This window comes from Pseudomonas sp. NPDC087697 (assembly GCF_044743155.1).
In the GTDB taxonomy this organism is placed as follows: domain Bacteria; phylum Pseudomonadota; class Gammaproteobacteria; order Pseudomonadales; family Pseudomonadaceae; genus Aquipseudomonas.
This window is the reverse complement of record NZ_JBIUVW010000016.1, coordinates 32,219-56,273: the sequence shown is the minus strand read 5'-3', so window position 1 is coordinate 56,273 and position 24,055 is coordinate 32,219. Positions and strand designations below refer to the sequence as shown.

Here is a 24,055-nt window from a genome sequence, read left to right as displayed (position 1 = left end):
GCATGAAGCGACTACTTTCCAGTCTTGGCGCTGCGGTTGGTCTGGCCGTTTCGCTGATGGCGATCCAGCAGGCCCAAGCGGCCGATCAGCAACAGATCAAGCGCGGTGAATACCTGGCGCGGGCGGCGGACTGCATGGCTTGCCACACCGCACCCGGTGGCGCGCCTTATGCGGGCGGCCTGCCGATCGTGTCACCGTTCGGCACCATCTACGGCACCAACATCACCCCGGACAAGGATCACGGCATTGGTCTGTACAGCGACGACGAGTTCTTCGCCGCGCTGACCGAAGGCAAGCGTCGTGATGGTGCCAACCTGTATCCGGCGATGCCGTACACCTCGTATCACCTGATGCCGCGTGAAGACTCCGATGCGATCCACGCGTACCTGCAGACGGTCGCGCCGATCAACCGTGCCGCACCGGTCACCAGCCTGAGCTTCCCGTTCAACGTGCGCCTGGGGTTGGTGGGCTGGAACATGCTCTACGGTAAAGACGTGAAACTGGCACCGGCGATCGGCAAAAGTGAAGACTGGAAACGCGGCCAGTACCTGGTCGATGTACTCGGTCATTGCGGTGAGTGCCACACGCCGCGCGGTTTGCCCGGCGCGATGCAGCAAGACAAACGCATGACCGGCGGCCTGCTCAATGGCTACCTGGCGCCAAGCTTGCTCGCCAACGATCTGGCGGCACGTGGCTGGACGCATCAGGACCTGAGCTCGTTCCTCAAACACGGCATGAGCGCTCAAGGTACGATGTTCAACGAGATGTTCCCGGTGTTCCATAACAGCACCCAGAATCTCAATGACCCGGATCTGGCGGCCATGGCGACGTTCCTGCTCGGCGACCCGCCACCGCAGGCGAAGGTGCTGACCGAAATGCCGTTGGGAAAAATGACCGAAAGCGCCCAGCGCGGCCATCAGGACTACCTGAACGTATGCGCCGGTTGCCACGGTGCCAACGGCGAAGGCAAGCCGCACATCGCGGTGGCGATGCAAGGCAACACCACGTTGCGTCTGGACGATCCGCGCAACCTGTTGCGGGTGATTGAAGGCGGGATTGGCGAACAGAAGTTTGCCGGTTTCGAGCGCATGCAACCGATGCCGGGTTTCGCCGACAAGTTGAGCAATCAACAAACGACCGACCTGATCAACTATTTGCGTCAGGCGTGGGGCGGTCAATCGGCTGATCTGCTGATCAGTCAGATCGAGCAGTTGAAGGCGGACGCTCCCGCTGAGCACAAGGCGTACTGATATGCAGCATCTTGACCTGCAAGTGGTTCGGCGAGCGTTGGCCTGGTCCAACGCGGGTCAGCGTGTGTGGCTCTGCAGCGTGCTCAGCACCTACGGTTCGGCGCCCCGTGCGCCGGGCTCGATGCTGGCGGTCAACGACAGCGGCCATTGGATTGGTTCGCTGTCGGGCGGCTGTGTCGAAGACGACTTTCTTGAGCGCATGGCCGAAGGCATGTTTCTCGATGCCGTTTCGGTGGTGCGCTACGGCGAAGGCGACGACCCGCGCTCCCTGGTGAAACTGCCCTGCGGCGGGTTGCTCGACGTGCTGGTGGAAAAGCTTGAACCGGACTGTGAGGTGCAAGCCCATCTGCGCGAACTGGAGTCCGCGTTGCTCGGCCAGCGTCGTTTGATTCGTGAAGTGAATCTGGCCAGCGGCGCACGCAGCTTGCTGGTTGATCGTGAGCACGGGCCGCGTATCGAACGAGAAATCGATCGGGTTCGTGTGCGCGTCGGTGCGGCCCAGCGACTGCTGCTCGCCGGTTACTCCAGCGTGGCTCAGGCGTGTGCCGAGTTTGCGGTGGGCCTGGGTTTCGAGGTGATTCTGTGTGACCCGCGTGATGAGGTCCTCGAAGGGGTGGTCCTTGAGAACGTGGAGATTCGTCGCGAGTTGCCGTCGATGTTCATTGCCGACGGTGGTTGCCACAGCGATACCGCAGTGGTGGCGCTGACACACGATCCGCGCATCGATGACCTGGCCATGATGGAAGCGGTGCGCACCGAGGCGTTTTACATCGGTGTAATGGGCTCGATGCAAACCTCGCAAAAGCGCTTCGAGCGTTTGCGGCGTATCGGGGGGTTGGGTGAGGCTGAGCTGGCACGTATTCACGCGCCCATCGGGCTTAATCTGGGCAGCAAGACGCCGGCGGAAATCGCCTTGGCGGTGCTCGCCGATATTCTGCGTATTCGCAGCGGTATTGCGCGGGATCGGCTTTGAAAAACACCGTGTCGGTGTAGCGGCGATCCTGAGCGAGTCCCGACTTGAACTGGCTTGAGCGTACGAGCCGGGACTTGCTTAGCGGAATCGAGGCAGTGGCCGGTCGATAGGTTTGAGCGACGTCAGCGCGTTCTGAATCAGCGGCGCATCTTTCTCGATGTCTTGCAGACGGTCGCGGATTTTCATGGCAGTGGGGTGGCCGCCATGAATGTCGACCCAGTCGGCGATTTCCTTGCAGGCAGCCGCCAAACGCGCCTGACGCGAGTCGAGCAGGGTGAGCAATGTGGTGATGGACTCTTTTTCGGACATGAGAAACACCTCCGTATCAGAGAAGCTTTTGATCGAGCAACAAAACGCTCGCCGGGAGCGAGCGTTTGCCGATGAGGTCGCCGATCCTTCAGCTGAAATCAGTATAGACCCAGAAAGCCAATTGCAGCGGAGCCGCTTCAGGTCTGCGTTTCAGACTTTACGCGAGCTCCGCGAGCTGGCGGCATTGAGCCGGCGGCACTCACGCATGGCATCTTCCATACGCTCATAACCATCGCCGATAAAACCGCCGCCGGTGCGGGTATCGGCGATCCGGTACCAGACTGCCGCAATCGGCTGCTGATGAGCCACTTCACCCGCACGGCGACCCTGGACGATGGTCTTGTTGCAACGTTTCACAACGAATATGTCTTCCATGGCGTCACCGAGGCGTAATCGTGCTCACATCAACTATAGAAGCAAGTTGGAAAGGTGCAAAAAGGCTCCGTGTTATTCGTCGCTTGCGTCAAAGCATTCTCGGCGCGTCGACGTGTTGCAGGCTCCACCCCGTAGGTTGCCAGTGCAAGGTATGGGTTGGCGCCAGCGCTTGCAGGAATTCAGCATCATGAGAGGCGGCAATGATCGCCCCCGGAAAGTCGCGTAAGGCCTGTTCCAGAGCCTGCACTGACGCAAGGTCAAGGTGATTGGTCGGCTCGTCGAGCAACAGCAACTGGGCCGGATTTTCCCTCCATAAAGCGATGGCAATCGCCGCTTTAAGACGTTCGCCACCGCTGAGCAGGCGCGTCGGTACGTTCACACGTACAGCGTCCAGTTGCAGCTGGGCCAGACGGCTGCGCACTGAGCCTTCCGATAACGGTGTGTCGAGCAGGTTCAATTGCTCGACGATGGAGCGCTCCGGGTCGAGTAATTCCAGTTGTTGGTCGAGGTAGGCGCTGGGCACGTGGGTCAGGCAATCGCCGCTGACGGGCTTGCAGTGTGCAGCGAGCATTTTCAACAAGGTGGATTTTCCGCAACCGTTCGGGCCACTGAGCGCAATGCGCACAGGGCCTGCGAGTGAAATAGTGAGGAATGTTGTTGGCGACTCGGGTGGCAGCCAGGGCAGTTGCGTGTCGATTAGCGTGATCACCTGCCGACTGGCCGGCACGGCGGTTCCCGGCAGGGTCATCAACACCGGATCTGACGGTTGAATCCGTGCGTTGGCCTCCCGTACCTGATCATTCATCTCGGACTTGTGCGCCTGATGAGCGTGACGTACATGGCCCATGATCTCGGTGGCCGCACCTTTCATTTTGGCGCGTTCGAAGCGTGAGACGTTGGCGGTTTCAGCGTATTTGCGCGATCCGGCAGCACGTCGCTGGATCGTGTCGTGTTCGCGCTGTAGCCGTTTGAGTTCCCGGCTGCGTAGGGTGCGGCTGTGTTCAAGGGCTGCGTGTGCCGCGGCTTGCTCGACCTCGCGCTGCTCAAGGTAAGCCGCGTGGTTGCCACCAAAGGTCTGCACCCCCAATACATTGAGTTCGACGATACGCTCAAGGCTGTTGAGCAGCGTTCGATCATGGCTGACCACGATCAAACCTCCTCGCCAGTAGGCCAGCCGGCCCATTAGCCAGCGGCGCCCATCAGCGTCCAGATGGTTGGTCGGTTCATCGAGTACCAACAAATCAGCCTGGCTGAGGAAAGCGCCGATCAGTGCAATGCGTGCGCGTTGGCCGCCGCTGAGGGAATCCATCGGGTGTTGCGCCGTCAGCTCCGGCACGCCGGCTTCATCGAGCAACAGGCGCAATTGTTCGGGCAGATCCCAGCGCTCAGCTACTTGTTCAAGGTCTTGGGCAGATGCGTTGCCGCTGGCCAGCCGGGCGAGTGCATCGAGTGTCTCGGCGATACCCGCCGCTCGCGCGACGTTCTGGCCGCTGACGGCCATCGGTTCTTGTGCCACATAGGCGACGCGGCCAAAGCGGCTGAGTGTGCCGGAAGCAGGCGTTAACTCGCCGGCAATCAGTCGGGCAAGCACGGATTTACCGGTGCCGTTACGGCCGACAATGCCGGTGGGACGATGATCGAAGCGCAGATTCAGGGAGTCGAACAGTGTTTCGCCGTTGGCGAGCTGATAGGACAGTTGGTTCAGGGTTACAAGCGCAGGCAGACGCGTGACGTGAGTCATGGCACCTCCAAAAAATGTCGAAAAGACCAACAAGTGCCTGTGGCAGCTTGTTGCGCATACATTTTTGAAAGGCTTAGTTGTTCACGTCGAAAGGTCGTCCGGCATAGGGGAAAGGCGGCCAGCCTAGCTCAAAAGACTTTCCCCGTACAACGTTTGTGGTCGCGTTGCGCGCGTCAGCCGATTACGCGAGGACCGCTACTGACTTGATTTGCGCCCACAGCTGTTGGCCGGGATGCAGTTGCAGGTGATCGCGGGAATAGCGGGTGATGCGCGCCAGCAATGGCGTTCCGGCAGCATCCAGGCGCACCAGCACATGGGCGGCGTTGTCTGCGGCAATTTCACTGGTGACCGTCACAGGCAGGCGATTGAGGATGCTGCTGAGTTCACCACCCTGAAGGCTCAGGCTGACATCTCGAGCCTGGACTTTGACGCGCAGCAGTTTGCCCGTGGCCAAAGGCGAATGCGCGACTCGCACGTTCAATTGGCTGTGGGGCAGTTGCAGAGTGAGCAGTTGGTAATTGGCGTCGTAGTCCGTCACCTGACCCTCGATGACCACGCCCGCGTCATCGCCCAAGGCCAACGGCAGGTCGAGCCGCGCCAGGGTTTCGCCGACAGGACCGCTGGCCAGAGCCTTGCCGTAGCTGAGCAAGACAATGTGGTCGGCCAGCCGCGCGACCTCATCCTGCGAGTGGCTGACGTACAACACCGGGATTTCCAGTTCGTCGTGCAGCCGTTCGAGGTACGGCAGGATTTCGCTTTTACGCTGTGAATCCAGCGCTGCCAGTGGTTCGTCCATCAACAACAGTTTCGGACTGGTGAGTAATGCTCGGGCGATTCCGACCCGTTGGCGCTCGCCGCCCGAGAGGTGTTGTGGATGACGGTCGAGCAAGTGGCCGATTCCCAGCAGTTCGGTAGCGTGGGCCATGTCGACGCGGCGTTGCTGGCGTGGAATACGCCGTAGGCCAAACTCCAGATTGGCCAGCACCGACAGATGGGGAAACAGGCTGGCCTCCTGAAACACATAGCCCAGTGCCCGTTTGTGCGGGGCGAGAAAGAGTTTTTTGCTACTGTCCTGCCAGACTTCGTCATTGATCTGGATAAAGCCCTGCTCGGCTTTTTCCAGGCCGGCGATGCAGCGCAGGCAGGTGGTTTTGCCCGAACCGGAATGGCCGTACAGCGCGGTCACGCCGCGGCCGGGCAGGTGCAGGTCGACATCCAGGGAAAAATCCGGATAGCTCAGTTGCAGGCGAGCGTGAATCGTTGAGGCCATCGATCAGCTCCAGCCAGCTTTGGTTTTGCGGCTGGAGTACAGCGCCAGCAAGACCAGGAATGAGAACACCAGCATCACCCCGGCCAGCCAATGGGCCTGGGCGTATTCCATGGCTTCGACGTGATCGTAGATCTGCACCGACACCACGCGGGTTTTATCTGGAATATTGCCGCCGATCATCAGCACCACGCCGAACTCACCGACGGTGTGGGCGAAGCCGAGAATGGCCGCGGTGATAAAGCCGGGCCTGGCCAACGGCAAAATCACGCTGAAAAAAGTGTCCCAGGGGTTGGCGCGCAAGGTGGCGGCCACTTCCAGCGGACGCGTGCCAATCGCCGAGAAAGCGTTCTGCAATGGCTGAACCACAAAAGGCATCGAGTAGATGACCGAACCGATCACCAGACCGGCAAAACTGAACGTCAGCGTGCCCAGCCCCAGGGATTGGGTGAACTGGCCGACGAACCCGTTAGGGCCGAGGGTCAGCAGCAGATAGAAACCGATCACCGTCGGTGGCAACACCAGGGGCAGGGCGACGATTGCGCCGATGGGGCCGCGCAACCAGGAACGGGTGCGCGACAACCACAATGCTATCGGAGTGCCGATGACCAGCAGGATGACCGTCGTCAGGGACGCCAGTTTGAGGGTCAGCCAGATGGCAGAAAAGTCGGCACTCGATAGCGTCATTTAGAGTTGATAACCGTAGGACTTGATGACGGCAGCGGCTTTAGGCCCCTTGAGGTAGGCAACCAGTGCCTTGGCGGCCGGGTTGTCTTTGCCTTTGTTGAGGATCACCGCGTCTTGTTTGATCGGCTCGTGCATATTGGCAGGAACGATCCACGCCGAACCGCTGGTGACTTTGCCGTCTTTATAGATCTGCGACAAGGCGACGAAACCTATTTCGGCATTGCCGGTGGAGACGAACTGGTAGGCCTGGGTGATGTTCTGGCCTTCGACGATCTTGTCTTTGACCTTGTCGGTCAGGCCCAGCTTGGCCAATACCTGGGTAGCTGCGAGGCCGTAAGGGGCGGCTTTCGGGTTGGCGATGGACAGGTGCTGATATTTGTTGTCGCTGAGCACTTTGCCTTTGGCGTCAACGTAACCGTCCTTGGCCGACCACAGCGCCAGGGTGCCGATGGCGTAGGTGAAACGCGAACCTTTGACCGTGTCGCCTTCGCTCTCGAGTTTTTGCGGGGTGCTGTCATCCGCCGACAGGAACACTTCGAACGGCGCACCGTTTTTGATCTGGGTGTAGAACTGGCCAGTGGCGCCATAAGCGGCGACCAGTTTGTGTCCGGTGTCTTTTTCGAAGTCGGCGGCAATAGCCTGGATCGGTGCGGTGAAGTTGGCTGCGACCGCAACCTGGACCTCATCGGCCTGGGCTGAGCCAAACGCAAACACGGCGAGCAAGGATGCCAGGCAAGTGGGGGCAAAACGTGAGACACGAATAGTCATGAAGCGGCTCCGAGGTAGGCAAGTGCAGTGGGCAGTTTTTATTGGAGGCGGACTGCACCGATGCGAGGGGGTGAAACGCTATATAGGCGAATATATAGCGAATGGCCGACAAACGGAACGTATCAAACACCACACAATGAGCCGTCACGCGCCCCGTACCCCGTAGCAGCTGCCGAGCCCGCGAGGCTGCGTTCGAGGACGAAGTCCTCGCAAATCCTGCATACGTGGTTTGCCTGAAAAAACACGTTGCCTGATTTGACGACCGCTGCGCGGCCGAACGCAGCCTCGCGGGCTCGGCAGCTGCTACGGGGATTAGAGGCGAGTCAATTTGGCCAGCGCCTCGTCAGCCAGGCGTCGGGTCAATTCTGCAGTCGGTAATTCAACGCCCAGTCGCAGCGCTTGCCCGGCCCAGAGGTTGCTGAAGTCCGCCTCACTCTTGGCGCGCAGTGGCATCAGCGCGCCGCCGGCCAGCGGGAAGGCCGGGGCTAGCGGACTGATCGGGCCGAGTTCGCGCATCACCCGATTGAGAATCCCCCGCGCCGGGCGCCCGGTGAAAATGTTGGTCAGTGCCGTCTCGCTTCCCTTGGCGGTACGTAGTGCCCGGTGATGGGAGGCGCTGACCTTGGCTTCCGGAGTAAACAAATAGGCAGTGCCCAGTAGCACTGCCGAGGCGCCCAAGGCGAATGCGGCGACGATCCCCCGCGCATCGCCAATCCCGCCAGCGGCGATCACCGGTACGCTGATCGCATCGACGATTTGCGGCACCAGGGCAAAGGTGCCGACCTGACTGTTCAGGTCATCGCTGAGAAACATCCCGCGATGGCCGCCGGCCTCGTAACCCATGGCGATGATCGCGTCGCAGCCATGCCGTTCCAGCCAGATTGCCTCATCGACAGTGGTCGCCGAAGACAGGATTTTTGCCCCTGTGGCTTTGACCCGATCGAGCAGGGATTTTTCCGGTAGGCCGAAGTGAAAACTCACCACTTGCGGACAGAATTCTTCGACCACCGCGCAGGCGGCGTCATCGAACGGTGCACGATTGGACACCGGTGTCGGTGCGTCGAAGTCAGCGCCCAGTTCGCGGTAATACGGTTCCAGCAGATTTTTCCATTGCTGAGCGCGTTGCTCGTCGGCCACCGGTGGTTGATGGCAGAAGAAGTTCACATTGAACGGGCGCTGGCTGTGCTGGCGGATGATCTTCAGCTCTTCGCGCAATTGTTCGACGCTCAGCATGGCCGCGGGCATGGAACCGAGGGCGCCGGCATTGCTGGCCGCTATAACCATGGCCGATCCGGTAGCACCGGCCATGGGGGCCTGGATGATCGGTAATTCGATGCCGAGCAGATCCAGAATGCGGGTGTCAGGCCACTGACTCATTGAGACGTCCTCTTCATGACAAGAGCGGATTTTGTAACAAGAGTCGCCGCCACAAGGCCAGTGGCCTTTAGGCACAGGTGCCGAGCGCAATATAGCGTAGTCCTCGGTTGTGATATCGGTCATGGCTTTTTTGCACAGCGGCTGCGAAGGTGTTCGTTCGGGCTCGCCCTTCGACTAACGATCAAGTCAGGAGACAACGATGTTCAACGGCATTTTGATTGAGAAAGATGACAGCGGTTACCGGGCCAATCTGCGGGAAATCGGCGAAGATCAGTTGCCCGAGGGCAATGTGACGGTTCGAGTGGCGTACAGCACGCTGAACTTCAAGGACGGCCTGGCAATTACCGGTGCAAGTCCCGTGGTACGCAAATTCCCGATGGTGCCGGGGATCGATCTGGCAGGTACGGTCGACGTCAGCAGCCATCCGGATTTCAAGGTCGGTGACAAGGTGCTGCTCAATGGCTGGGGCGTGGGTGAAGGTCATTGGGGTGGGCTGGCACAAAAGGCGCGGCTCGATGGCGATTGGCTGATTCCGTTGCCTGCGGCGTTCACCGAAGCGCAGGCCATGGCGATCGGCACGGCCGGTTACACGGCGATGCTCAGCATTCTGGCGCTGGAGCGTAACGGCGTGACCCCGCAGCAAGGTGAAGTGCTGGTCACGGGCGCCAACGGTGGCGTCGGCAGTTTCGCCATCGCACTGCTGGCCAAACTGGGCTATCAGGTGGTTGCCTCTACCGGCCGTACCTCGGAACACGCGTACCTGAAACAACTGGGTGCCAGCGAGGTCATCGACCGCGCCAGTCTTTCCGAACCGGGCAAACCGTTGGCGAAGGAGCGTTGGGCGGCGGTGATTGACTCGGTCGGCAGCCACACCCTGGCCAACGCTTGTGCCAGCACTCGGGCCAATGGCACCGTGGCCGCATGCGGTTTGGCGCAAGGCATGGATTTTCCGGCGTCCGTTGCGCCGTTCATTTTGCGCGGCGTCACCTTGGCCGGGATCAACAGCGTGACCCAGCCCAAAGCCAACCGTATCGTTGCCTGGGATCGTCTGGCCAAGGATCTGGATTTCGCTTTGTTGCCGCTGATCAGTCATGAAATTGGTTTGAGCGAAGCGATTGAAGCAGCGTCGCGGTTGCTGGCCGGCCAGTTGCGTGGTCGGGTTGTGGTGGATGTGAATCGTTAACTACGGAGGAATTGTTCCATGGATTTGAAGCAACTCGAGATTTCACCATTCCGCGTGTCGGGATTGCGTGTACGTACGCTCAACAGTGCTGAGCGGCAGGCAACTACCGCCAGAATCGGCCCGATGTGGCAGCGATTTTTTGTCGATGGGCTGTTTGACAAGATTGCCAACAAGAAACCGGACTCACCGGCTTACGGGGTGTACTCCAATTATGAGTCCGATGCCTCGGGTTCTTTCGATGTGATGGCCGGGGTGGCGGTCAGTGAAGCCGCCCCCGGTTATGAAACCATTGAAGTGCAGGGCGGCCAGTATCTGGTTTTCGAGGCGAAGGGGGCGATGCCGGGCAGTGTGATCGAGGCGTGGGGCGGCGTCTGGGCGTATTTCGAAGCCAATCCGCAGGTCAAACGCCGATTTGTCACCGATTTCGAAGCCTATACCGGCCCTGAGTCGGTGGCAGTACACATCGGCATTTTTTGAGATTGGGTTTCCCGCGCAAGCAGTTGACGCTTGCGCTCCACACCCCAGCGATAACCCGAGAGGTTGCCATCGCTGCGCACCACTCGGTGGCAGGGAATGGCCACTGCGAGAGTATTGGCGCCACAGGCCTGGGCCACGGCCCGGAAAGACTTCGGGGCGCCGATGCGTTGGGCAATTTCGGCGTAACTGGCAGTGCTGCCCGCCGGAATATCCCGCAACGCCATCCACACCCGCTCCTGAAACGCCGTGCCGCGCACATCCAGCGGCAAGTCCAGGCCAAGCGCCGGGGCTTCGATGAAACCCACCACTTTGGCAATCAGTTGTTCGAAGTCATGGTCGGCGCCAATCAGGTTGGCTTGGCGGAACTTGTCTTGCAGGTCGCAGACTAGCGCGTGGGGATCATCCCCCAAAAGGATTGCGCACACCCCGCGTTGACTTTGCGCCACCAGAATCGCCCCCAGCGAACATTGACCGACGGCAAAGCGGATGTCGGTGTTCTGGCCCGCGGCACGGTAGTCGCTGGGCTTCATGCCGAGCAGGTGGTCGGCGGACTCGTAGAAGCGGCTGTTGGAATTGAAGCCTGCGTCATACAGCGCGTCCGTCACGGAACCCGCCACCTCCAGGCGCTCACGAACCTTGCGTGAACGCTGTGCGGTGGCATAACCTTTGGGCGTCAGGCCGGTGACCGCTTTGAACACCCGGTGAAAGTGGAAGGCGCTCATTCGCGCGGCTTCTGCCAGCTCGTTCAAGCTGGGCAACGTCTCGGCGGACTCGATCTGCCGGCAGGCTGCTGCAACCAATGTCGCGTGCTGTGCGGCGAGATGGGTCTGGTCTGCCGCCGCGCGTTTGCTCGGGCGATAACCGGCAGCCTGAGCCTGTTCCTCGGTGTCGAAGAACTCGACGTTTTCCGGTTTCGGCAGGCGCGCCAGGCTACTGGGGCGGCAATAGATCCCGGTGGTTTTCACCGCGTAAACAAATTGACCGTCAGCACGAGGGTCGCGAGCCAGTACCGCGGACCAGCGGGGGTCTTGCTCTGTGGTGGGTTTGGCAGTGGTCATGAGGTGTTACCGGTTGAAGGTTCAGTTCAGCCTAGCGACTGCGGGCGATGCGGACACTCCGGTGCTTGCGGTCAAACTCCGGGTTTCATCCCGCGGTGCGGAACGTGAAGTTGATCCGTTGTGCGCCCAATTGTGAGTGATGACCTTCCTTGAGCGGCAGCACGCCGTGATAACGCAAGCGATCCACGCCGCCCCACACCACGATGTCACCGTGAAACAGCGGCACTCGCTGACTTTTGTCGTTACGCGCAAATCCCCCGAACAGGAACATCGCCGGCAACCCGAGGGACACCGAAACGATCGGCGGCTCGTAGGAGCGTTCATCCTTGTCTTGATGCAACGACATCCTGGCTCCCGGTAGATAATGGTTGATCAGGCACGCATCTGGCTCAAAGTGCTGGAAGCCGGCTTCTCGTGCGGCTGCCTGTGCCAGCTCCCGAAAGACCTCGGGCATCGCCGGCCAAGGCTGGCTGCTGACAGGATCGATGCGAGTGTAGCGATAGCCGCTGCGATCGGTGGTCCAGCCCAGCGTGCCGCAGCTGCTCAAGCCGACAGACATGGTGAAACCGCCAGGGGTGATCATTTGCCGAAACGGTGCGGCCAGTAAAATCTTCTCCAATGCCGGCAGCAATCGCTCCACCCAGGGCAGGGCGAAGCCTCGGAGAACGAAGGATTGTTCGCCGATTTGCTCGGTCCTGGCCGGTTGCTGATCTTCGCCGGCAAACAGATCGAAGGTGGCTGGGGGCATCGCGTTACTGCGCATCGTGAAAGATCACTCCAAGGGTATGCCGTTTGCCGCTGTGCAGGCGACTGACACCGTGGCGCAAGTTAACCCGGTAATAACCGCGAACACCTTTGACCGGGCGCATCAGCGCATCGCCTTTCTCCAGGCTCATCACCATGGGCCGTGATTGCATCCGCGGGCGCTGTTCGGTGAGCACGAACTCTCCACCGGTAAAGTCTTCGCCGGGGGCTGACAGCAAAATTGCCACTTGCAGCGGGAACACATGTTCGCCGTACAGATCCTGATGCAAACAGTTGTAGTCCTGCGGACCATATTGCAGCAACAGCGGCGTAGGGCGCTCCTGTCCTGCGTCATGACAGCGTTGCAGGAAGGCTGCGTGCTCCATGGGAAAGCGGCTGGGCAAGTCCATCCGTTCATTCCAGCGGTTGGCCAGCGGGACAAGCCTTGGGTACAGCGTGCCGCGCAGGCGAGCAACGATGCCAGGCAGCGGGTATCTGAAATACTTGTATTCGCCGCGCCCGAAACCATGCCGGGCCATGATCACTTGCGAGCGGAAAAGCGCAGGCTGAGCGTAGAGTGCGCTGAGGTCTGCACATTGTTCAGGGCTCAGCAGTCCTTTGATCGTCGCGCAGCCGTCCCGGTCGAGGTCTTGCTCCAGGGAAGGCCAATCCAGTGCATTGATACGCGAGGTCAGAGAGTGTTCGGCGATCGCACAGACGCCGTCGATATAACGCGCTACGGGGGCGTTGTGCTGCGAAGAAGTGGGCATGTTCCGGCTCCTGAACTCAAGGTTGAGGTGTGCCAGTCTAGGGAGCTCAAGGAAGGGCGACACTCCGGTGCTTGCGGTCGAACTCCGGAGTGGCTTTGCCAGGGGTTACAGCGCTTTGCTGACCTTTATTTCACTGATGCCAGACAAGTCGCCGTGAATCGCTTCAAGTGCGGCTCTGGCTTCTTCTTCGGTGCCGGTTTCAAGCTGGGCGAACTCGAAGCGGCGTTCTTCGTTGAGTTTATATTTGATGACGTACTTGGTCGTTTGAGCCACGGTCGTACCTGTTTGTCGCGGTGCGGGTCGGGGTGTCAACTGAGTTTCGAGCTGGACCGGCGAATGATTTTGATCGAGTGAGTCAGGGTCGGTTTACGGGTCACGCTAATCGGCCGGCGGTTGACCGTGTCGATGGTGATGTTCCAGAAACCGGTGCTTGGCGCAGTGATCTTCGCAGGGAAGGTGTCGAATGCGCCGCCGTGGTAGGTGTGGCGGCCGCCATTCTTGAAACTGCGAAAATTGGCGTCGTTCATCAGGCGGATGTTGCACATTTGGGAGCATTGAATGACGACGATGTCATCTTCGTTGAGGTGCTCGCGCTGGTGGATAAATTTCATGGGGGGCGCCTCCAGAAGGGCTTTTTCTACAAAATCAAAACGATAGCATGGGCGGTGGCGCAGTTTATCAGCCCGAACGGTTTATTATCGGGCTGCCGCTGACCGCTTTGACAATTAAAAACAGTTATTCGGGTTTTTGTGAGTGATAAAGCAGCGGTCTCCGGAGAAAAACAGTATATGTGCTGTCGGAAGGTCTTTATCGGAGGATTTGTATGAAGCGGGGAGTTTTGGTGCTGGCGTTGGCGATGAGTGGTTGTGCGACAGTCTCGGACATTAGTCAGACGCTGCCGACCATGAATGTGATCTCGGGGAAAAAACCTCAAGCGTACGCCAACTGTGTGGCCGCTAAGCTGGCCAAGACCCGCGGTGCTCTCCAGATGGAACCGCACAAGGATGGCGTGCGGGTCATTGTTCCCGGAAAACTGTCCGCAGGCCCTGCTGCGGTATTCGATATCGAAGAGCGATCTGGTGGTAGCAGCATCAAGCTCCACGAGAGCATGTCCAATGTGCCGTTTCGGCCTGGAGATATCGGTGATGCCGCCAATGCGTGCATTTCCGGATGAGGTTTCAACTGTTTTCCAGTACGGCATGAACGGCAAGCCGCCGGCAGTGGAGAGTATGGCGTGCCGATTGGCCAAGGCATCCGATAAACTGTCGTCCATCGACACGATGCCGTCCGGGTTAGCGCTTTGGCGGCATTGTCATTTCTGGAGTGGCCAATGAAGCGAGAGCAAGTAAGAGAACGGCATGCAGAGGGGCACATCTCTGCGACCCATGTGATTCAAAACCCGGCAAACTCCGGGGAATGGATAGTGTTCTTCAAGAAAAGTGCAGGGCGCAGCTATTTCCTGGTGGATGAGAACGACGAGGTCGAATCCTTCAGTCGGCTGGACGATTTGATCGAGACGGTGCGTGGCCTCGGGATCAAATTCGCCGAAATTCACATGTAACGGCCTACAGCGTTTTGCCGGTTACTTGCACACCACTACGACACTGCGGCTCTTGAAGTTGCCAACATCGACGCCCAGGGTCTTGTCGCTTTCCTTGGTGGCTGGCGAGCCTTCGGTGCCGATGATCCGATAGCCGGTTCCAGCGCAGGAAGCGTCAGCCATTTCATAGCATTTTGCCCAGGAATTGGCTTCACCCGAGCAGTCGATCGACAGGCCTTGCTCACCGTTATCCAGATAGGTTTTGGACGCGGTGGCGCAGCCGCTCAAGGCCAACACCGCAATCAGAGCCAGATATTTTTTCATGGGATGGTCATCATCGAGTGAAAAGGGTGTAAAGGGCACGAGTTGCCCTGCAGCGAGATGCTATAGCGAACAGCCATGTCGGTACAGACAAACACAAAAAAGCCCTGCGCGTTGGCAGGGCTCTTTTGAGGCGCTGGTGTCACTCAGGCTTGGCGCCGCGCCGCTTGGGTGCAGGCGGGGTGTCTTGCAGCACCGAGGCCACTTCAATCGCCAATGCTTCTGTGGGGAAGGGCCCGGCGATGTTTTCGCCACTGGTGCTGTCGACCCACCATTGGCCATCTTTGGCCTGATTGATCAGGTAACCGTTCACGCTTTTTGCTGCCGACATCTATCTGCCTCGTTGGCTGGTTCAATCGGGCAATGATAACTTGAAAAGCACCTGGGCGCGTTCACTGGTCTAAAGTGAAGTCTTTGCGTTATTCCGCAGGCGTTGGCTTGGACCATAAATGCGTCGCTGCGGAACTATCCGCTGGAATATTTCTCTATGATGGCATCGGTTAGCCAGTGTGGGGCATTGTAAGGTGCTCGCCGCCTGATTAGACTGCGCCGAAACTCGTACACACAGCCCTTTTAAGGACTTTTATGATCAAGAAATGCTTGTTCCCAGCAGCCGGTTACGGTACTCGCTTCCTGCCAGCGACTAAAGCCATGCCTAAAGAAATGCTGCCGGTGGTGAACAAGCCACTGATCCAGTACGGCGTTGAAGAAGCGCTGGACGCTGGTTTGACAGAAATCTCCATCGTTACCGGTCGTGGCAAGCGCGCCCTGGAAGACCACTTCGACATCAGCTACGAGCTGGAAAACCAGATCAAAGGTACTGACAAAGAGAAGTACCTGGTCGGTATCCGCAAGCTGCTCGACGAGTGCTCGTTCTCCTACACCCGTCAAACCGAAATGAAAGGCCTGGGTCACGCGATTCTGACCGGCCGTCCATTGATCGGTGACGAACCGTTCGCGGTCGTGCTGGCGGACGACTTGTGCGTAAACCTGGAAGGTGACGGCGTACTGACCCAGATGGTCAAACTGTACAAACAGTACCGTTGCACCATCGTCGCGATTCAGGAAGTCGACCCGCAGGAAACTCACAAATACGGTGTGATCGCCGGCGATCTGATCGGTGATGACCTGTATCGCGTACGCAACATGGTCGAGAAGCCAAAGCCGGAAGATGCTCCATCCAACCTGGCGATCATCGGTCGTTACATCCTGACGCCGGACATCTTCAAGCTGATCGAAGAAACCGAGCCAGGCAAAGGCGGCGAGATCCAGATCACCGACGCCCTGATGAAGCAGGCGCAAGACGGTTGCGTGATTGCCTACAAGTTCAAAGGCACGCGTTTCGACTGCGGCGGCGCTGAAGGCTACATCGAAGCGACCAACTTCTGCTTCGAACACTTCTACAAGACTGGCAAGGCTTACTAAAAGCGCTTCGCTGTTTTGTTCTGAAAAGCCACCTTCGGGTGGCTTTTTCATTTTCCGGCCCCATGTAATTCGCAGCGCTGACCGAGAAAGCTGCAGCGGGTATGCTTGTGGCCTGCCGAGGAGATTGAAAATGGCCTACGATTTTGACCTTTATGTGATTGGCGCCGGTTCCGGTGGCGTACGAGCAGCGCGCTTCGCTGCAGGTTTCGGCGCGAAAGTGGCGGTGGCCGAGAGCCGCTATCTGGGGGGGACCTGCGTTAACGTGGGTTGCGTTCCAAAAAAACTGCTGGTCTACGGTGCGCACTTTGCCGAAGACTTCGAGCAGTCGCAGGGCTTTGGCTGGTCGTTGGGCGAGGCGAATTTCGATTGGGCAACGCTGATTGCCAACAAAGATCGCGAGATCAACCGTCTGAACGGTATCTACCGCAACCTGCTGGTCGGAAGCGGTGTGACCTTGCATGAGGGACACGCGAAAATCGTTGGCCCGCATGAGGTCGAGATCAATGGCGAGCGCCATACCGCCAAGCACATTCTGGTTGCCACGGGCGGCTGGCCGCAGATCCCCGAGATTCCGGGGCATGAGCACGCCATCAGCTCCAACCAGGCGTTCTTTCTCAAAGAGCTGCCCAAGCGCATTCTGGTGGTCGGCGGCGGCTACATCGCCGTAGAGTTCGCCGGGATCTTCCACGGGCTGGGCGCTGAAACCACCTTGCTGTACCGCGGTGAGCTGTTCCTGCGCGGCTTTGATGGTTCGGTGCGCAAGCATTTGCAGGAAGAGCTGACCAAGCGCGGGATGAATTTGCAATTCAATGCCGACATCGAGCGCATCGAAAAACAGGCCGACGGCAGTTTGAACGTGACCCTCAAGGATGGTCGCGAGTTGCAGGCGGACTGCGTGTTCTACGCTACGGGTCGTCGTCCAATGGTCGACAATCTGGGGCTGGAAAACACCAAGGTCACACTCGACAAGAAAGGCTTTGTCGAAGTCGACGAGCAGTATCAAACCGCTGAGCCGTCGATTCTGGCGATTGGCGATGTGATCGGTCGCGTGCAGTTGACGCCGGTAGCCCTGGCTGAAGGCATGGCGGTGGCACGTCGGCTGTTCAAGCCTGAGCAGTATCGTCTGGTCGACTACAAGATGATCCCCACGGCTGTATTCAGTTTGCCGAACATCGGCACCGTTGGCCTGAGTGAAGAGCAGGCCAGGGAAGAAGGCTATGAGTTGCAGATTTTTGAAAGCCGTTTCCGGCCGATGAAGCTGACCATGACCGAATGCCAGGAGCGCACGCTGATGAAATTGGTGGTGGACGCCAAGACCGACAAGGTTCTGGGTTGCCACATGGTCGGCCCTGAAGCAGGTGAGATCGTTCAGGGCTTGGCGATTGCCTTGAAAGCTGGCGCCACCAAGCGCGATTTCGACGAAACCATCGGCGTGCATCCTACTGCTGCCGAAGAATTCGTCACCATGCGCACGCCGGTAGCGGGTTAATCGTCCTTCGGTGCCCCTGAAACTGTGTCTGGCTCCGCCTTAGTGGCGGACGCCAGCCCGTTGCCGGATAGATACTGTTTTCTTCTATTAAGAGTGCTGGCTAATAGCGAAAACCAATCAGCAGCATCAGGTTTGCCAATGAGCCATCAGGCGATCGACTGGGTAGGATTCACCTCATCAACTTTTCAACCCTGACAGAGAGTCAACGATGCCTATCATCAACAGCCAAGTAAAACCGTTCAAAGCTACCGCGTACAAAAACGGCAACTTCGTCGAAGTGTCGGACGCCGATCTGAAAGGCAAATGGTCTGTAGTGTTCTTCTACCCGGCCGACTTCACCTTCGTTTGCCCAACCGAACTGGAAGACCTGGCTGACAACTACGCCGAGTTCCAGAAGCTGGGCGTAGAAATCTACAGCGTGTCGACCGACACCCATTTTGCCCACGCTGCATGGCACAACACTTCGCCTGCAATCGAAAAAATCCGGTACACCATGATCGGCGACCCGACCCACGTCATCTCCCGCAACTTCGACGTGCTGATCGAAGAAGTCGGTCTGGCTGACCGTGGCACCTTCGTGATCAACCCTGAAGGCCAGATCAAAATCGTCGAACTGAACGACGGCGGCGTTGGCCGTGACGCTTCCGAGCTGCTGCGCAAAATCAAGGCGGCTCAGTATGTCGCTGCTCACCCAGGCGAAGTCTGCCCAGCCAAGTGGAAAGAAGGCGAGGCCACTCTGGCTCCGTCTCTGGACCTGGTCGGCAAGATCTAAGTCTGTGAGTCACTCAAGAGCGGCAATCCGCACTTAGTAAGCTGCACCGCCCAAAAAAACGCCCGGGCGAGATTCGCTCGGGCGTTTTTTTTTACCGTATTCAAAATGGAAATCGCCCGTATGTTGGACGCCAATCTTAAAGCTCAGTTGAAGTCATACCTGGAACGGGTCACCCAGCCGATCGAGATCGTCGCCTCCCTCGACGACGGTGCGAAATCCCAGGAAATGCTTGCGTTACTGAAAGACGTTGCCAGTCTTTCCCATCAGATTACCTTGCTCGACAACGGTACCGATGCGCGCAAGCCGTCGTTCTCGTTGAACCGCCCGGGAAGCGATATCAGCCTGCGTTTCGCCGGTATCCCCATGGGCCACGAATTCACTTCGCTGGTACTGGCCTTGCTGCAAGTCGGCGGTCACCCTTCGAAGGCCAGTAGTGAGGTGATCGAACAGATCCGCTCGCTCAAGGGCGAGTTCAACTTCGAAACCTATTTCTCTCTGTCGTGCCAGAACTGCCCGGACGTGGTCCAGGCGCTGAACCTGATGGCAGTGCTTAACCCGAACATCCGTCACGTCGCCATCGACGGCGCGTTGTTCCAGGACGAAGTCACGGATCGTCAGATCATGGCCGTGCCAAGCGTTTACCTGAACGGCGTGAATTTCGGTCAGGGGCGCATGGGCCTGGAAGAAATCATCGCCAAGATCGACACCAGCGCCATCGAGCGTCAGGCCGAGAAAATCAGTGCCAAAGAAGCCTTTGACGTGCTGGTCGTCGGTGGTGGACCGGCCGGTGCTTCGGCGGCAATCTACGCGGCCCGTAAAGGCATTCGTACCGGCGTTGCAGCCGAACGTTTTGGTGGTCAGGTGCTGGACACCATGGCGATCGAAAACTTCATCTCGGTACAGGAGACGGAAGGGCCGAAGCTCGCTGTCGCGCTGGAAGAACACGTCAAGCAATACGACGTCGACATCATGAACCTGCAGCGCGCCGATAAGCTGCTGCCGGGCAAGAGCGGCGAGCTGCACGAGATCAAATTCGCCAGCGGCGCTTCACTGAAAGCCAAAACCGTGATCCTCGCGACCGGTGCTCGCTGGCGTGAAATGAACGTCCCGGGCGAGCAACAATATCGCAACAAAGGCGTGGCGTACTGCCCGCACTGCGACGGCCCGTTGTTTAAAGGCAAGCGCGTTGCGGTGATTGGTGGCGGCAACTCGGGTGTCGAGGCGGCCATCGACCTGGCCGGTATCGTCGCCCACGTGACCCTGCTGGAGTTCGACGTGCAGTTGCGTGCCGATGCGGTGTTGCAGCGCAAGTTGCACAGCCTGCCGAACGTGACGGTGATCACCCGTGCGCAAACCACTGAAGTGACTGGCGACGGTCAGAAGGTCAACGGTTTGCGTTACAAGGATCGCCAGTCAGGCGAAGTGCTGAGTGTCGAGCTGGAAGGGATCTTCGTGCAGATCGGTTTGCTGCCTAACACCGATTGGCTCAAAGGCACTGTCGAGCTGTCGCCGCGCGGCGAGATCATCGTCGATAACCGTGGTGAGACATCGATACCGGGTGTGTTCGCTGCCGGTGACGTAACGACCGTGCCGTACAAGCAGATCGTGATTGCGGTAGGCGAGGGTGCCAAGGCATCTCTGAGCGCTTTCGATCACCTGATTCGCACGTCTGCACCTGCGTAAACGTCAACGCTGAAAACACAAAACCCCATGAGCGATCATGGGGTTTTGTGTTCGTAGCAAAGGCTTACGTAGGAGCAAAGCTTGCTCGCGATGAACGATGACATGGTAGATCAGACGATCCGCGTTGTGCCTATCGCGGGCAAGCCTTGCTCCTACAAAAGTCAGAGCTTTACAGCGGTGCCGGTTGAATGATTTCAACCCAGTACGCGTCCGGGTCCTTGATGAAGGCCAGGCTCTTCATGCGGCCGTCGTTCAGGCGTTTCTGGAAATCGCAGCCCAGGGCTTCGAAGCGCTCGCAAGCGGCACGAATGTCCGGCACCGAGATGCAGATATGGCCGAAACCGCGAGGGTCGGTGTTGCCGTTGTGGTAGGCGAAATCCTCGTCGTTCTCGGTGCCGTGGTTGTGCGTCAGCTCAAGAATGCCGGGAATCGATTTCATCCACTCGGTGCGTGCGGCTGCGTCGGCGGGGATCTGGTTTTTATCGACCAGTGCCAGGAAGTACAGGCTGAACTCGGCTTCCGGGAAATCGCGTTTTTCCACCAGCGTAAAACCGAGGATGCGCGTGTAGAAGTCCAGGGACTTGGTGATGTCCTTGACCCGCAACATGGTGTGGTTGAAGACGAATTGTTGCGTGGCGGTGTCAGGTTGGGCGGTAACGCCGGGGAACGTGTTCAGTTCGTGCAGGCTCATGGGCCCTCCGGAAAATAAGTGGGGCAAACGTCGCTCCAGATAAGAGCTGTCCCTTGGCTTGCGGTTGATTGGGCTTCCTTGCAGTGGGCCAATGATACGCAAGGGCTCGCGTTGCGCCAAAGCAAAACCGTCGGCTATTGCCTGGTGACGTGGCGGGGTTCAGACTTTAACGCTCGTCCCGCCAGTGTTTAGCGCAATGATTCGACCGTACTGCTATCTGATTGTTTTGACCTGCCTGTATTCGGCTGTTGCCAGCGCCGAGACTGTGCTTCCCGAGATCACCTGGCCCAGCGGCTGGGAAGTGCAAGTGTTGCCACAAGAGGATGCGACAGCTCAAGCACCGTCCAGGGTTTCAAGGCAGCGGGCGGTGAAAAACGATGTAAGCGGTGACCCGGTCCTGGTCATGGAGTTGACCATGACCCAGGTTGAGCCTGGGCATGAAGTCAATTTGCAAGGTGTGTTGCTGGAAATGCGCAAGTCCGTGCAAAAGGATTTTTTTCAGGGCGGCTATCAAAGTGTTTGCAACAAAATTCATCCCGCTACATTGAGCCGGCTCTCTGCGCTGGAAACCACCTGTACGGTTACCCAGAATGGACGACATGTGTTGTCGCAAACATTAGTCGCGGCGGTAGATGCCGATAAGGCCTATGTTTTTTCCTACGCAGGCCAGGCTGAGGTTTATGCGGCAAGTCAGGATGAGATACGCGATGCACGAAATAGTTTGAAACTATAGTAGTGCGCGATGTCTGCGTGCTTTCAGTACCGAGGGTTATTGCTCAATATCCAAAGGGATTAAGCATGAAGTTGTGCTGGCACCAACGGCATTTAGCAGGCGTTTCCAACTAGATCGACGATCATCGTTGCATTAATTCTAGATGAGCATAAAAAAGCCCTGCGCAGGCAGGGCTTTTGGAGGGGCGCAGGGAAGCTTAAGCGCGCAGCCAGGAGTCAACGGTGCTCGCACCATATTGTTCCTTCCAAGCTTTCAGGCCGCGGTGATTGCCGCCCTTGGTTTCGATCAATTCACCGGTGTGCGGGTTTTGATAAACCTTGACCACGCGGGCGCGGCGAGTTTTAGGTGCGGCGGCCTGCTGGAGGCTGGATTTTGGGTTCGGGTCGAGAATGGCGATGATGTCGCGCAGGCTCTTGCCGTAGGTTTTCATCAGCCCCTGGAGCTTTTCTTCGAATTCGATTTCTTTCTTGAGCCCGGCGTCGTTCTTCAGCGATTCCAGCTGCGCGAGCTGTTCTTGAAGGGCCTTTTCAGCGGCACGAAATTCAGCGAGTCTGGACAATATCTTTACTCCAATAGTGTGTTTGGCTGATACCAACCGCAAACAAAGCTATAAGCCAAGAGCCTTGTAGCGACTCGGTGTTATTGGCTCACCTGCTAATCCTGCGCAGGCAAGAAAAATTGTAGTAGTTAATTCGCTCAGAGTAAATCACGTCTTTTTCTTTATGTAACGTACGCTGCTGTTTGCTGAAATTTGGTGCGAGGGTCCATTTGTTGAGGATTTCCATGGAACGCTACGAGTGGCTAATTAGTGGCTGTTCAACGCAATAATGAAGTCGGCGCCCGGCATAGGTCGTCCAAATAGGTAGCCTTGCAGGAAGTTCACCCCATGAGCGGCAAGATAATCACTCTGTTCAATGGTTTCGACACCCTCGGCAACGATACCAAGGTCCAGCTTGGCCGAGAGTTCGATGATGCTGTCGAGTATATGACGGGACAAGGCATCGACCCCGATCATCGCCACAAAGCTTTGATCGATCTTCAGAAAGTCCACATTGAACTGGCGCAAGTAGCCCAGGCTCGAATGCCCGGTACCGAAGTCATCGATCGCAATCATCACCCCCAGTTCATGTAGCTGTTCGAACAATTGAAGGGTGATGGCGCTGGGTTCGATCAGCTCGCGCTCGGTCAACTCCAGAACCAGCGCGACCTTGCCTGGCGGGAAGGCCGAGAGAAACTCGCGGCAATCGTCTACCAGCTCAAGGTCATTGCAGTGGCTGGCGGTGATATTGATCCCGATGTGAAAGCGCTCATGGAGCGACTGCGCATGCGGGGCGAGTAACGCTGCAGTCTGGCGCATCAACGAGCGAGTCATTGGCACGATCAGGCCGGAGTGCTCGGCGAACGGAATGAACAGGTCCGGACGTACCAGACCTTCTTTCGGGTGCTTCCAGCGCATCAATACCTCAATGCCGGCCCACTGCTTAGTGTCGCCGTAAACCACTGGCTGAAAGTAAGGAATGAACTCGTCGGCTTCCAGCGCCCGCTGCAGTTCGTGACTCGGGGATGACGAGCGCTTCTGTAACCAATGACCAATGGTCCCGGCAATCGCCCCAAAGAAGATCAGCAGGCTGAAAAGCGGCGGGTATTCGCTTTTCATGTAGCGCCAGACTTCGCCCTCGGGAAAGCCGGCCTCCACTTCAAAGGCATACCGCGAAGATTCAAGATTGGTTCGGGCTACCGGTAATACGGGCAGGGCACCCTCGTGAACCTGGCCATCGGCCGACATCCAGTGGGGGCCGACTTGCAATAGCAGAAGAGTCTTGCGGCCAATCAGCCGCAGGATGTTGCCCAGGTGGTAGCCGTCAAGGGAGGTCAGGGCGCCTTGTCTGCCTTCGCTGAGGCGATACACCAGCAGCGCGGTATCGGGCGTGACCGGGTTGCCGTTCATCAACCACAATTTGCCTTGGGTGTACTCGCCAGGATCAACCGCTGCCTGATAGTCGCCAAACAGTGAGCTGCAATACAGATTGTTGTCCCACACCAGATTGGTCGAGCGCACAAAGGGTCGGCGCGTGACTTGTTCGCGCAGGGCCAGTTTGACGTCGGCGCACGGTTGTCCGGCCAGCGGCAGCAGTTCTTGCGCCGCCTGCGCGGTGTTGTCGAGCATCAAATCGAATTGGCGCACCGCTTCTTCGGCTGTTTGGTAGGTGCTCTGTTCCAGCCCCCGTTCGGCTTGCATGTGCAGAATGACGATCCCCAACACCACAGGAACCAGGCCGATCAGCAGTGTGATGAGGTTGCGAGTCAGCGGCGTGCGGCGGGCCTTTACGGTCAATGGCATTTGTGGAACCTGTGCCGATGGACTAGGGCACTCAGATAGAGACGGGCTCTCAAATGCAGGCAGGGCACAGGCTTGCCTCTC

The 24,055-nt window shown here is 58.3% G+C and carries 28 protein-coding genes; 11 read left to right on the top strand and 17 right to left on the bottom strand.

Going from position 1 to position 24,055, the window contains the following annotated elements:
- Window positions 1-2 precede the first annotated feature (2 nt).
- Both ACIPIN_RS13880 and ACIPIN_RS13875 read left to right on the top strand, forming a co-directional pair.
- Window positions 3-1,250: a c-type cytochrome gene (locus ACIPIN_RS13880; RefSeq protein WP_401119522.1), complete on the top strand. Its 1,248-nt coding sequence runs from the start codon at window positions 3-5 to the stop codon at window positions 1,248-1,250.
- 1 nt (window position 1,251) lies between these two features.
- Window positions 1,252-2,223 (top strand): XdhC family protein, encoded by a 972-nt coding sequence (locus tag ACIPIN_RS13875; protein ID WP_401119519.1) that lies wholly within the window; start codon window positions 1,252-1,254, stop codon window positions 2,221-2,223.
- A 78-nt stretch (window positions 2,224-2,301) separates the two neighbouring features.
- Here ACIPIN_RS13875 and ACIPIN_RS13870 read toward each other — a convergent pair whose 3' ends face one another.
- The 7 genes from ACIPIN_RS13870 to ACIPIN_RS13840 form a co-directional block, all read right to left on the bottom strand.
- Complete coding sequence (locus ACIPIN_RS13870) at window positions 2,302-2,532, bottom strand: hypothetical protein (RefSeq protein ID WP_071550498.1); 231 nt, start codon at window positions 2,530-2,532, stop codon at window positions 2,302-2,304.
- 150 nt (window positions 2,533-2,682) lie between these two features.
- Window positions 2,683-2,907: a hypothetical protein gene (locus ACIPIN_RS13865; RefSeq protein WP_401119517.1), complete on the bottom strand. Its 225-nt coding sequence runs from the start codon at window positions 2,905-2,907 to the stop codon at window positions 2,683-2,685.
- A gap of 88 nt (window positions 2,908-2,995) precedes the next feature.
- Window positions 2,996-4,648, bottom strand: a complete 1,653-nt coding sequence (locus tag ACIPIN_RS13860) for an ABC-F family ATP-binding cassette domain-containing protein (protein ID WP_401119514.1) — start codon at window positions 4,646-4,648, stop codon at window positions 2,996-2,998.
- A gap of 181 nt (window positions 4,649-4,829) precedes the next feature.
- On the bottom strand, window positions 4,830-5,918 hold the full coding sequence (gene modC, locus ACIPIN_RS13855) for a molybdenum ABC transporter ATP-binding protein (protein ID WP_401119512.1): 1,089 nt from the start codon (window positions 5,916-5,918) through the stop codon (window positions 4,830-4,832).
- Window positions 5,919-5,921: 3 nt separating this feature from the next.
- Complete coding sequence (gene modB / locus ACIPIN_RS13850) at window positions 5,922-6,602, bottom strand: molybdate ABC transporter permease subunit (RefSeq protein ID WP_401119509.1); 681 nt, start codon at window positions 6,600-6,602, stop codon at window positions 5,922-5,924.
- The gene (gene modA / locus ACIPIN_RS13845) at window positions 6,603-7,370 is read right to left on the bottom strand and encodes a molybdate ABC transporter substrate-binding protein (RefSeq protein ID WP_401119506.1); all 768 of its coding nucleotides are present in this window, start codon (window positions 7,368-7,370) and stop codon (window positions 6,603-6,605) included.
- 312 nt (window positions 7,371-7,682) lie between these two features.
- A complete protein-coding gene (locus ACIPIN_RS13840; RefSeq protein ID WP_401119503.1) occupies window positions 7,683-8,747 on the bottom strand; it encodes an NAD(P)H-dependent flavin oxidoreductase in 1,065 nt (354 codons plus the stop codon).
- Between the two features lie 199 nt (window positions 8,748-8,946).
- Here ACIPIN_RS13840 and ACIPIN_RS13835 point away from each other — a divergent pair, with 199 nt between their 5' ends.
- Window positions 8,947-9,930, top strand: a complete 984-nt coding sequence (locus ACIPIN_RS13835) for an MDR family oxidoreductase (protein WP_401119501.1) — start codon at window positions 8,947-8,949, stop codon at window positions 9,928-9,930.
- Window positions 9,931-9,948: 18 nt separating this feature from the next.
- Entirely contained in the window at window positions 9,949-10,407 is a 459-nt protein-coding gene (locus ACIPIN_RS13830) for a GyrI-like domain-containing protein (protein ID WP_401119498.1), read from the top strand.
- Here the strand turns inward: ACIPIN_RS13830 and ada are convergent.
- The 5 genes from ada to ACIPIN_RS13805 all read right to left on the bottom strand — a co-directional run bounded on the left by ada (window position 10,362) and on the right by ACIPIN_RS13805 (window position 13,590).
- The gene (ada, locus tag ACIPIN_RS13825; protein ID WP_401119495.1) at window positions 10,362-11,465 is read right to left on the bottom strand and encodes a bifunctional DNA-binding transcriptional regulator/O6-methylguanine-DNA methyltransferase Ada; all 1,104 of its coding nucleotides are present in this window, start codon (window positions 11,463-11,465) and stop codon (window positions 10,362-10,364) included. The two genes, ACIPIN_RS13830 and ada, sit on opposite strands and share 46 nt — an antisense overlap.
- An 85-nt stretch (window positions 11,466-11,550) precedes the next feature.
- The gene (alkB, locus tag ACIPIN_RS13820) at window positions 11,551-12,213 is read right to left on the bottom strand and encodes a DNA oxidative demethylase AlkB (protein ID WP_401119492.1); all 663 of its coding nucleotides are present in this window, start codon (window positions 12,211-12,213) and stop codon (window positions 11,551-11,553) included.
- A 4-nt stretch (window positions 12,214-12,217) separates the two neighbouring features.
- On the bottom strand, window positions 12,218-12,979 hold the full coding sequence (locus tag ACIPIN_RS13815) for a 2OG-Fe(II) oxygenase (protein ID WP_401119490.1): 762 nt from the start codon (window positions 12,977-12,979) through the stop codon (window positions 12,218-12,220).
- Window positions 12,980-13,084: 105 nt separating this feature from the next.
- On the bottom strand, window positions 13,085-13,252 hold the full coding sequence (locus ACIPIN_RS13810; RefSeq protein WP_401119488.1) for a hypothetical protein: 168 nt from the start codon (window positions 13,250-13,252) through the stop codon (window positions 13,085-13,087).
- Between the two features lie 35 nt (window positions 13,253-13,287).
- On the bottom strand, window positions 13,288-13,590 hold the full coding sequence (locus ACIPIN_RS13805) for a DUF1883 domain-containing protein (RefSeq protein ID WP_019690029.1): 303 nt from the start codon (window positions 13,588-13,590) through the stop codon (window positions 13,288-13,290).
- Window positions 13,591-13,802: 212 nt separating this feature from the next.
- Here ACIPIN_RS13805 and ACIPIN_RS13800 point away from each other — a divergent pair, with 212 nt between their 5' ends.
- Both ACIPIN_RS13800 and ACIPIN_RS13795 read left to right on the top strand, forming a co-directional pair.
- Complete coding sequence (locus tag ACIPIN_RS13800) at window positions 13,803-14,153, top strand: hypothetical protein (RefSeq protein WP_401119484.1); 351 nt, start codon at window positions 13,803-13,805, stop codon at window positions 14,151-14,153.
- A gap of 156 nt (window positions 14,154-14,309) precedes the next feature.
- Window positions 14,310-14,540: a hypothetical protein gene (locus ACIPIN_RS13795; protein WP_054597727.1), complete on the top strand. Its 231-nt coding sequence runs from the start codon at window positions 14,310-14,312 to the stop codon at window positions 14,538-14,540.
- A 21-nt stretch (window positions 14,541-14,561) separates the two neighbouring features.
- Here ACIPIN_RS13795 and ACIPIN_RS13790 read toward each other — a convergent pair whose 3' ends face one another.
- Window positions 14,562-14,843 carry a hypothetical protein gene (locus ACIPIN_RS13790; protein ID WP_401119481.1) on the bottom strand — a complete coding sequence of 94 codons (282 nt, stop codon included), beginning with the start codon at window positions 14,841-14,843 and terminating at the stop codon, window positions 14,562-14,564.
- 139 nt (window positions 14,844-14,982) lie between these two features.
- Window positions 14,983-15,171 (bottom strand): hypothetical protein, encoded by a 189-nt coding sequence (locus ACIPIN_RS13785; protein ID WP_123424853.1) that lies wholly within the window; start codon window positions 15,169-15,171, stop codon window positions 14,983-14,985.
- 254 nt (window positions 15,172-15,425) lie between these two features.
- Between ACIPIN_RS13785 and galU the strand changes: the two genes are divergently transcribed.
- The 4 genes from galU (at window position 15,426) to ahpF (ending at window position 20,209) form a co-directional block, all read left to right on the top strand.
- Window positions 15,426-16,265 carry a UTP--glucose-1-phosphate uridylyltransferase GalU gene (galU, locus tag ACIPIN_RS13780; protein ID WP_095108460.1) on the top strand — a complete coding sequence of 280 codons (840 nt, stop codon included), beginning with the start codon at window positions 15,426-15,428 and terminating at the stop codon, window positions 16,263-16,265.
- A gap of 130 nt (window positions 16,266-16,395) precedes the next feature.
- The gene (gorA, locus tag ACIPIN_RS13775; RefSeq protein WP_401119478.1) at window positions 16,396-17,754 is read left to right on the top strand and encodes a glutathione-disulfide reductase; all 1,359 of its coding nucleotides are present in this window, start codon (window positions 16,396-16,398) and stop codon (window positions 17,752-17,754) included.
- Window positions 17,755-17,962: 208 nt separating this feature from the next.
- Entirely contained in the window at window positions 17,963-18,526 is a 564-nt protein-coding gene (ahpC, locus tag ACIPIN_RS13770) for an alkyl hydroperoxide reductase subunit C (protein WP_401119476.1), read from the top strand.
- Window positions 18,527-18,646: 120 nt separating this feature from the next.
- Complete coding sequence (gene ahpF, locus ACIPIN_RS13765; protein WP_401119473.1) at window positions 18,647-20,209, top strand: alkyl hydroperoxide reductase subunit F; 1,563 nt, start codon at window positions 18,647-18,649, stop codon at window positions 20,207-20,209.
- A gap of 169 nt (window positions 20,210-20,378) precedes the next feature.
- On the opposite strand, the gene gloA is transcribed toward ahpF, so the two are convergent.
- Window positions 20,379-20,900, bottom strand: a complete 522-nt coding sequence (gene gloA / locus ACIPIN_RS13760) for a lactoylglutathione lyase (RefSeq protein ID WP_401119470.1) — start codon at window positions 20,898-20,900, stop codon at window positions 20,379-20,381.
- A 196-nt stretch (window positions 20,901-21,096) separates the two neighbouring features.
- Here gloA and ACIPIN_RS13755 point away from each other — a divergent pair, with 196 nt between their 5' ends.
- Window positions 21,097-21,633, top strand: coding sequence for a DUF4946 domain-containing protein (locus ACIPIN_RS13755; RefSeq protein WP_401119468.1), 537 nt, complete (start codon window positions 21,097-21,099; stop codon window positions 21,631-21,633).
- A 196-nt stretch (window positions 21,634-21,829) separates the two neighbouring features.
- Here the strand turns inward: ACIPIN_RS13755 and ACIPIN_RS13750 are convergent, their stop codons facing one another.
- Window positions 21,830-22,192 carry a histone-like nucleoid-structuring protein, MvaT/MvaU family gene (locus ACIPIN_RS13750; RefSeq protein ID WP_071550476.1) on the bottom strand — a complete coding sequence of 121 codons (363 nt, stop codon included), beginning with the start codon at window positions 22,190-22,192 and terminating at the stop codon, window positions 21,830-21,832.
- 246 nt (window positions 22,193-22,438) lie between these two features.
- Window positions 22,439-23,974: an EAL domain-containing protein gene (locus ACIPIN_RS13745; RefSeq protein WP_401119465.1), complete on the bottom strand. Its 1,536-nt coding sequence runs from the start codon at window positions 23,972-23,974 to the stop codon at window positions 22,439-22,441.
- Window positions 23,975-24,055 lie beyond the last annotated feature (81 nt).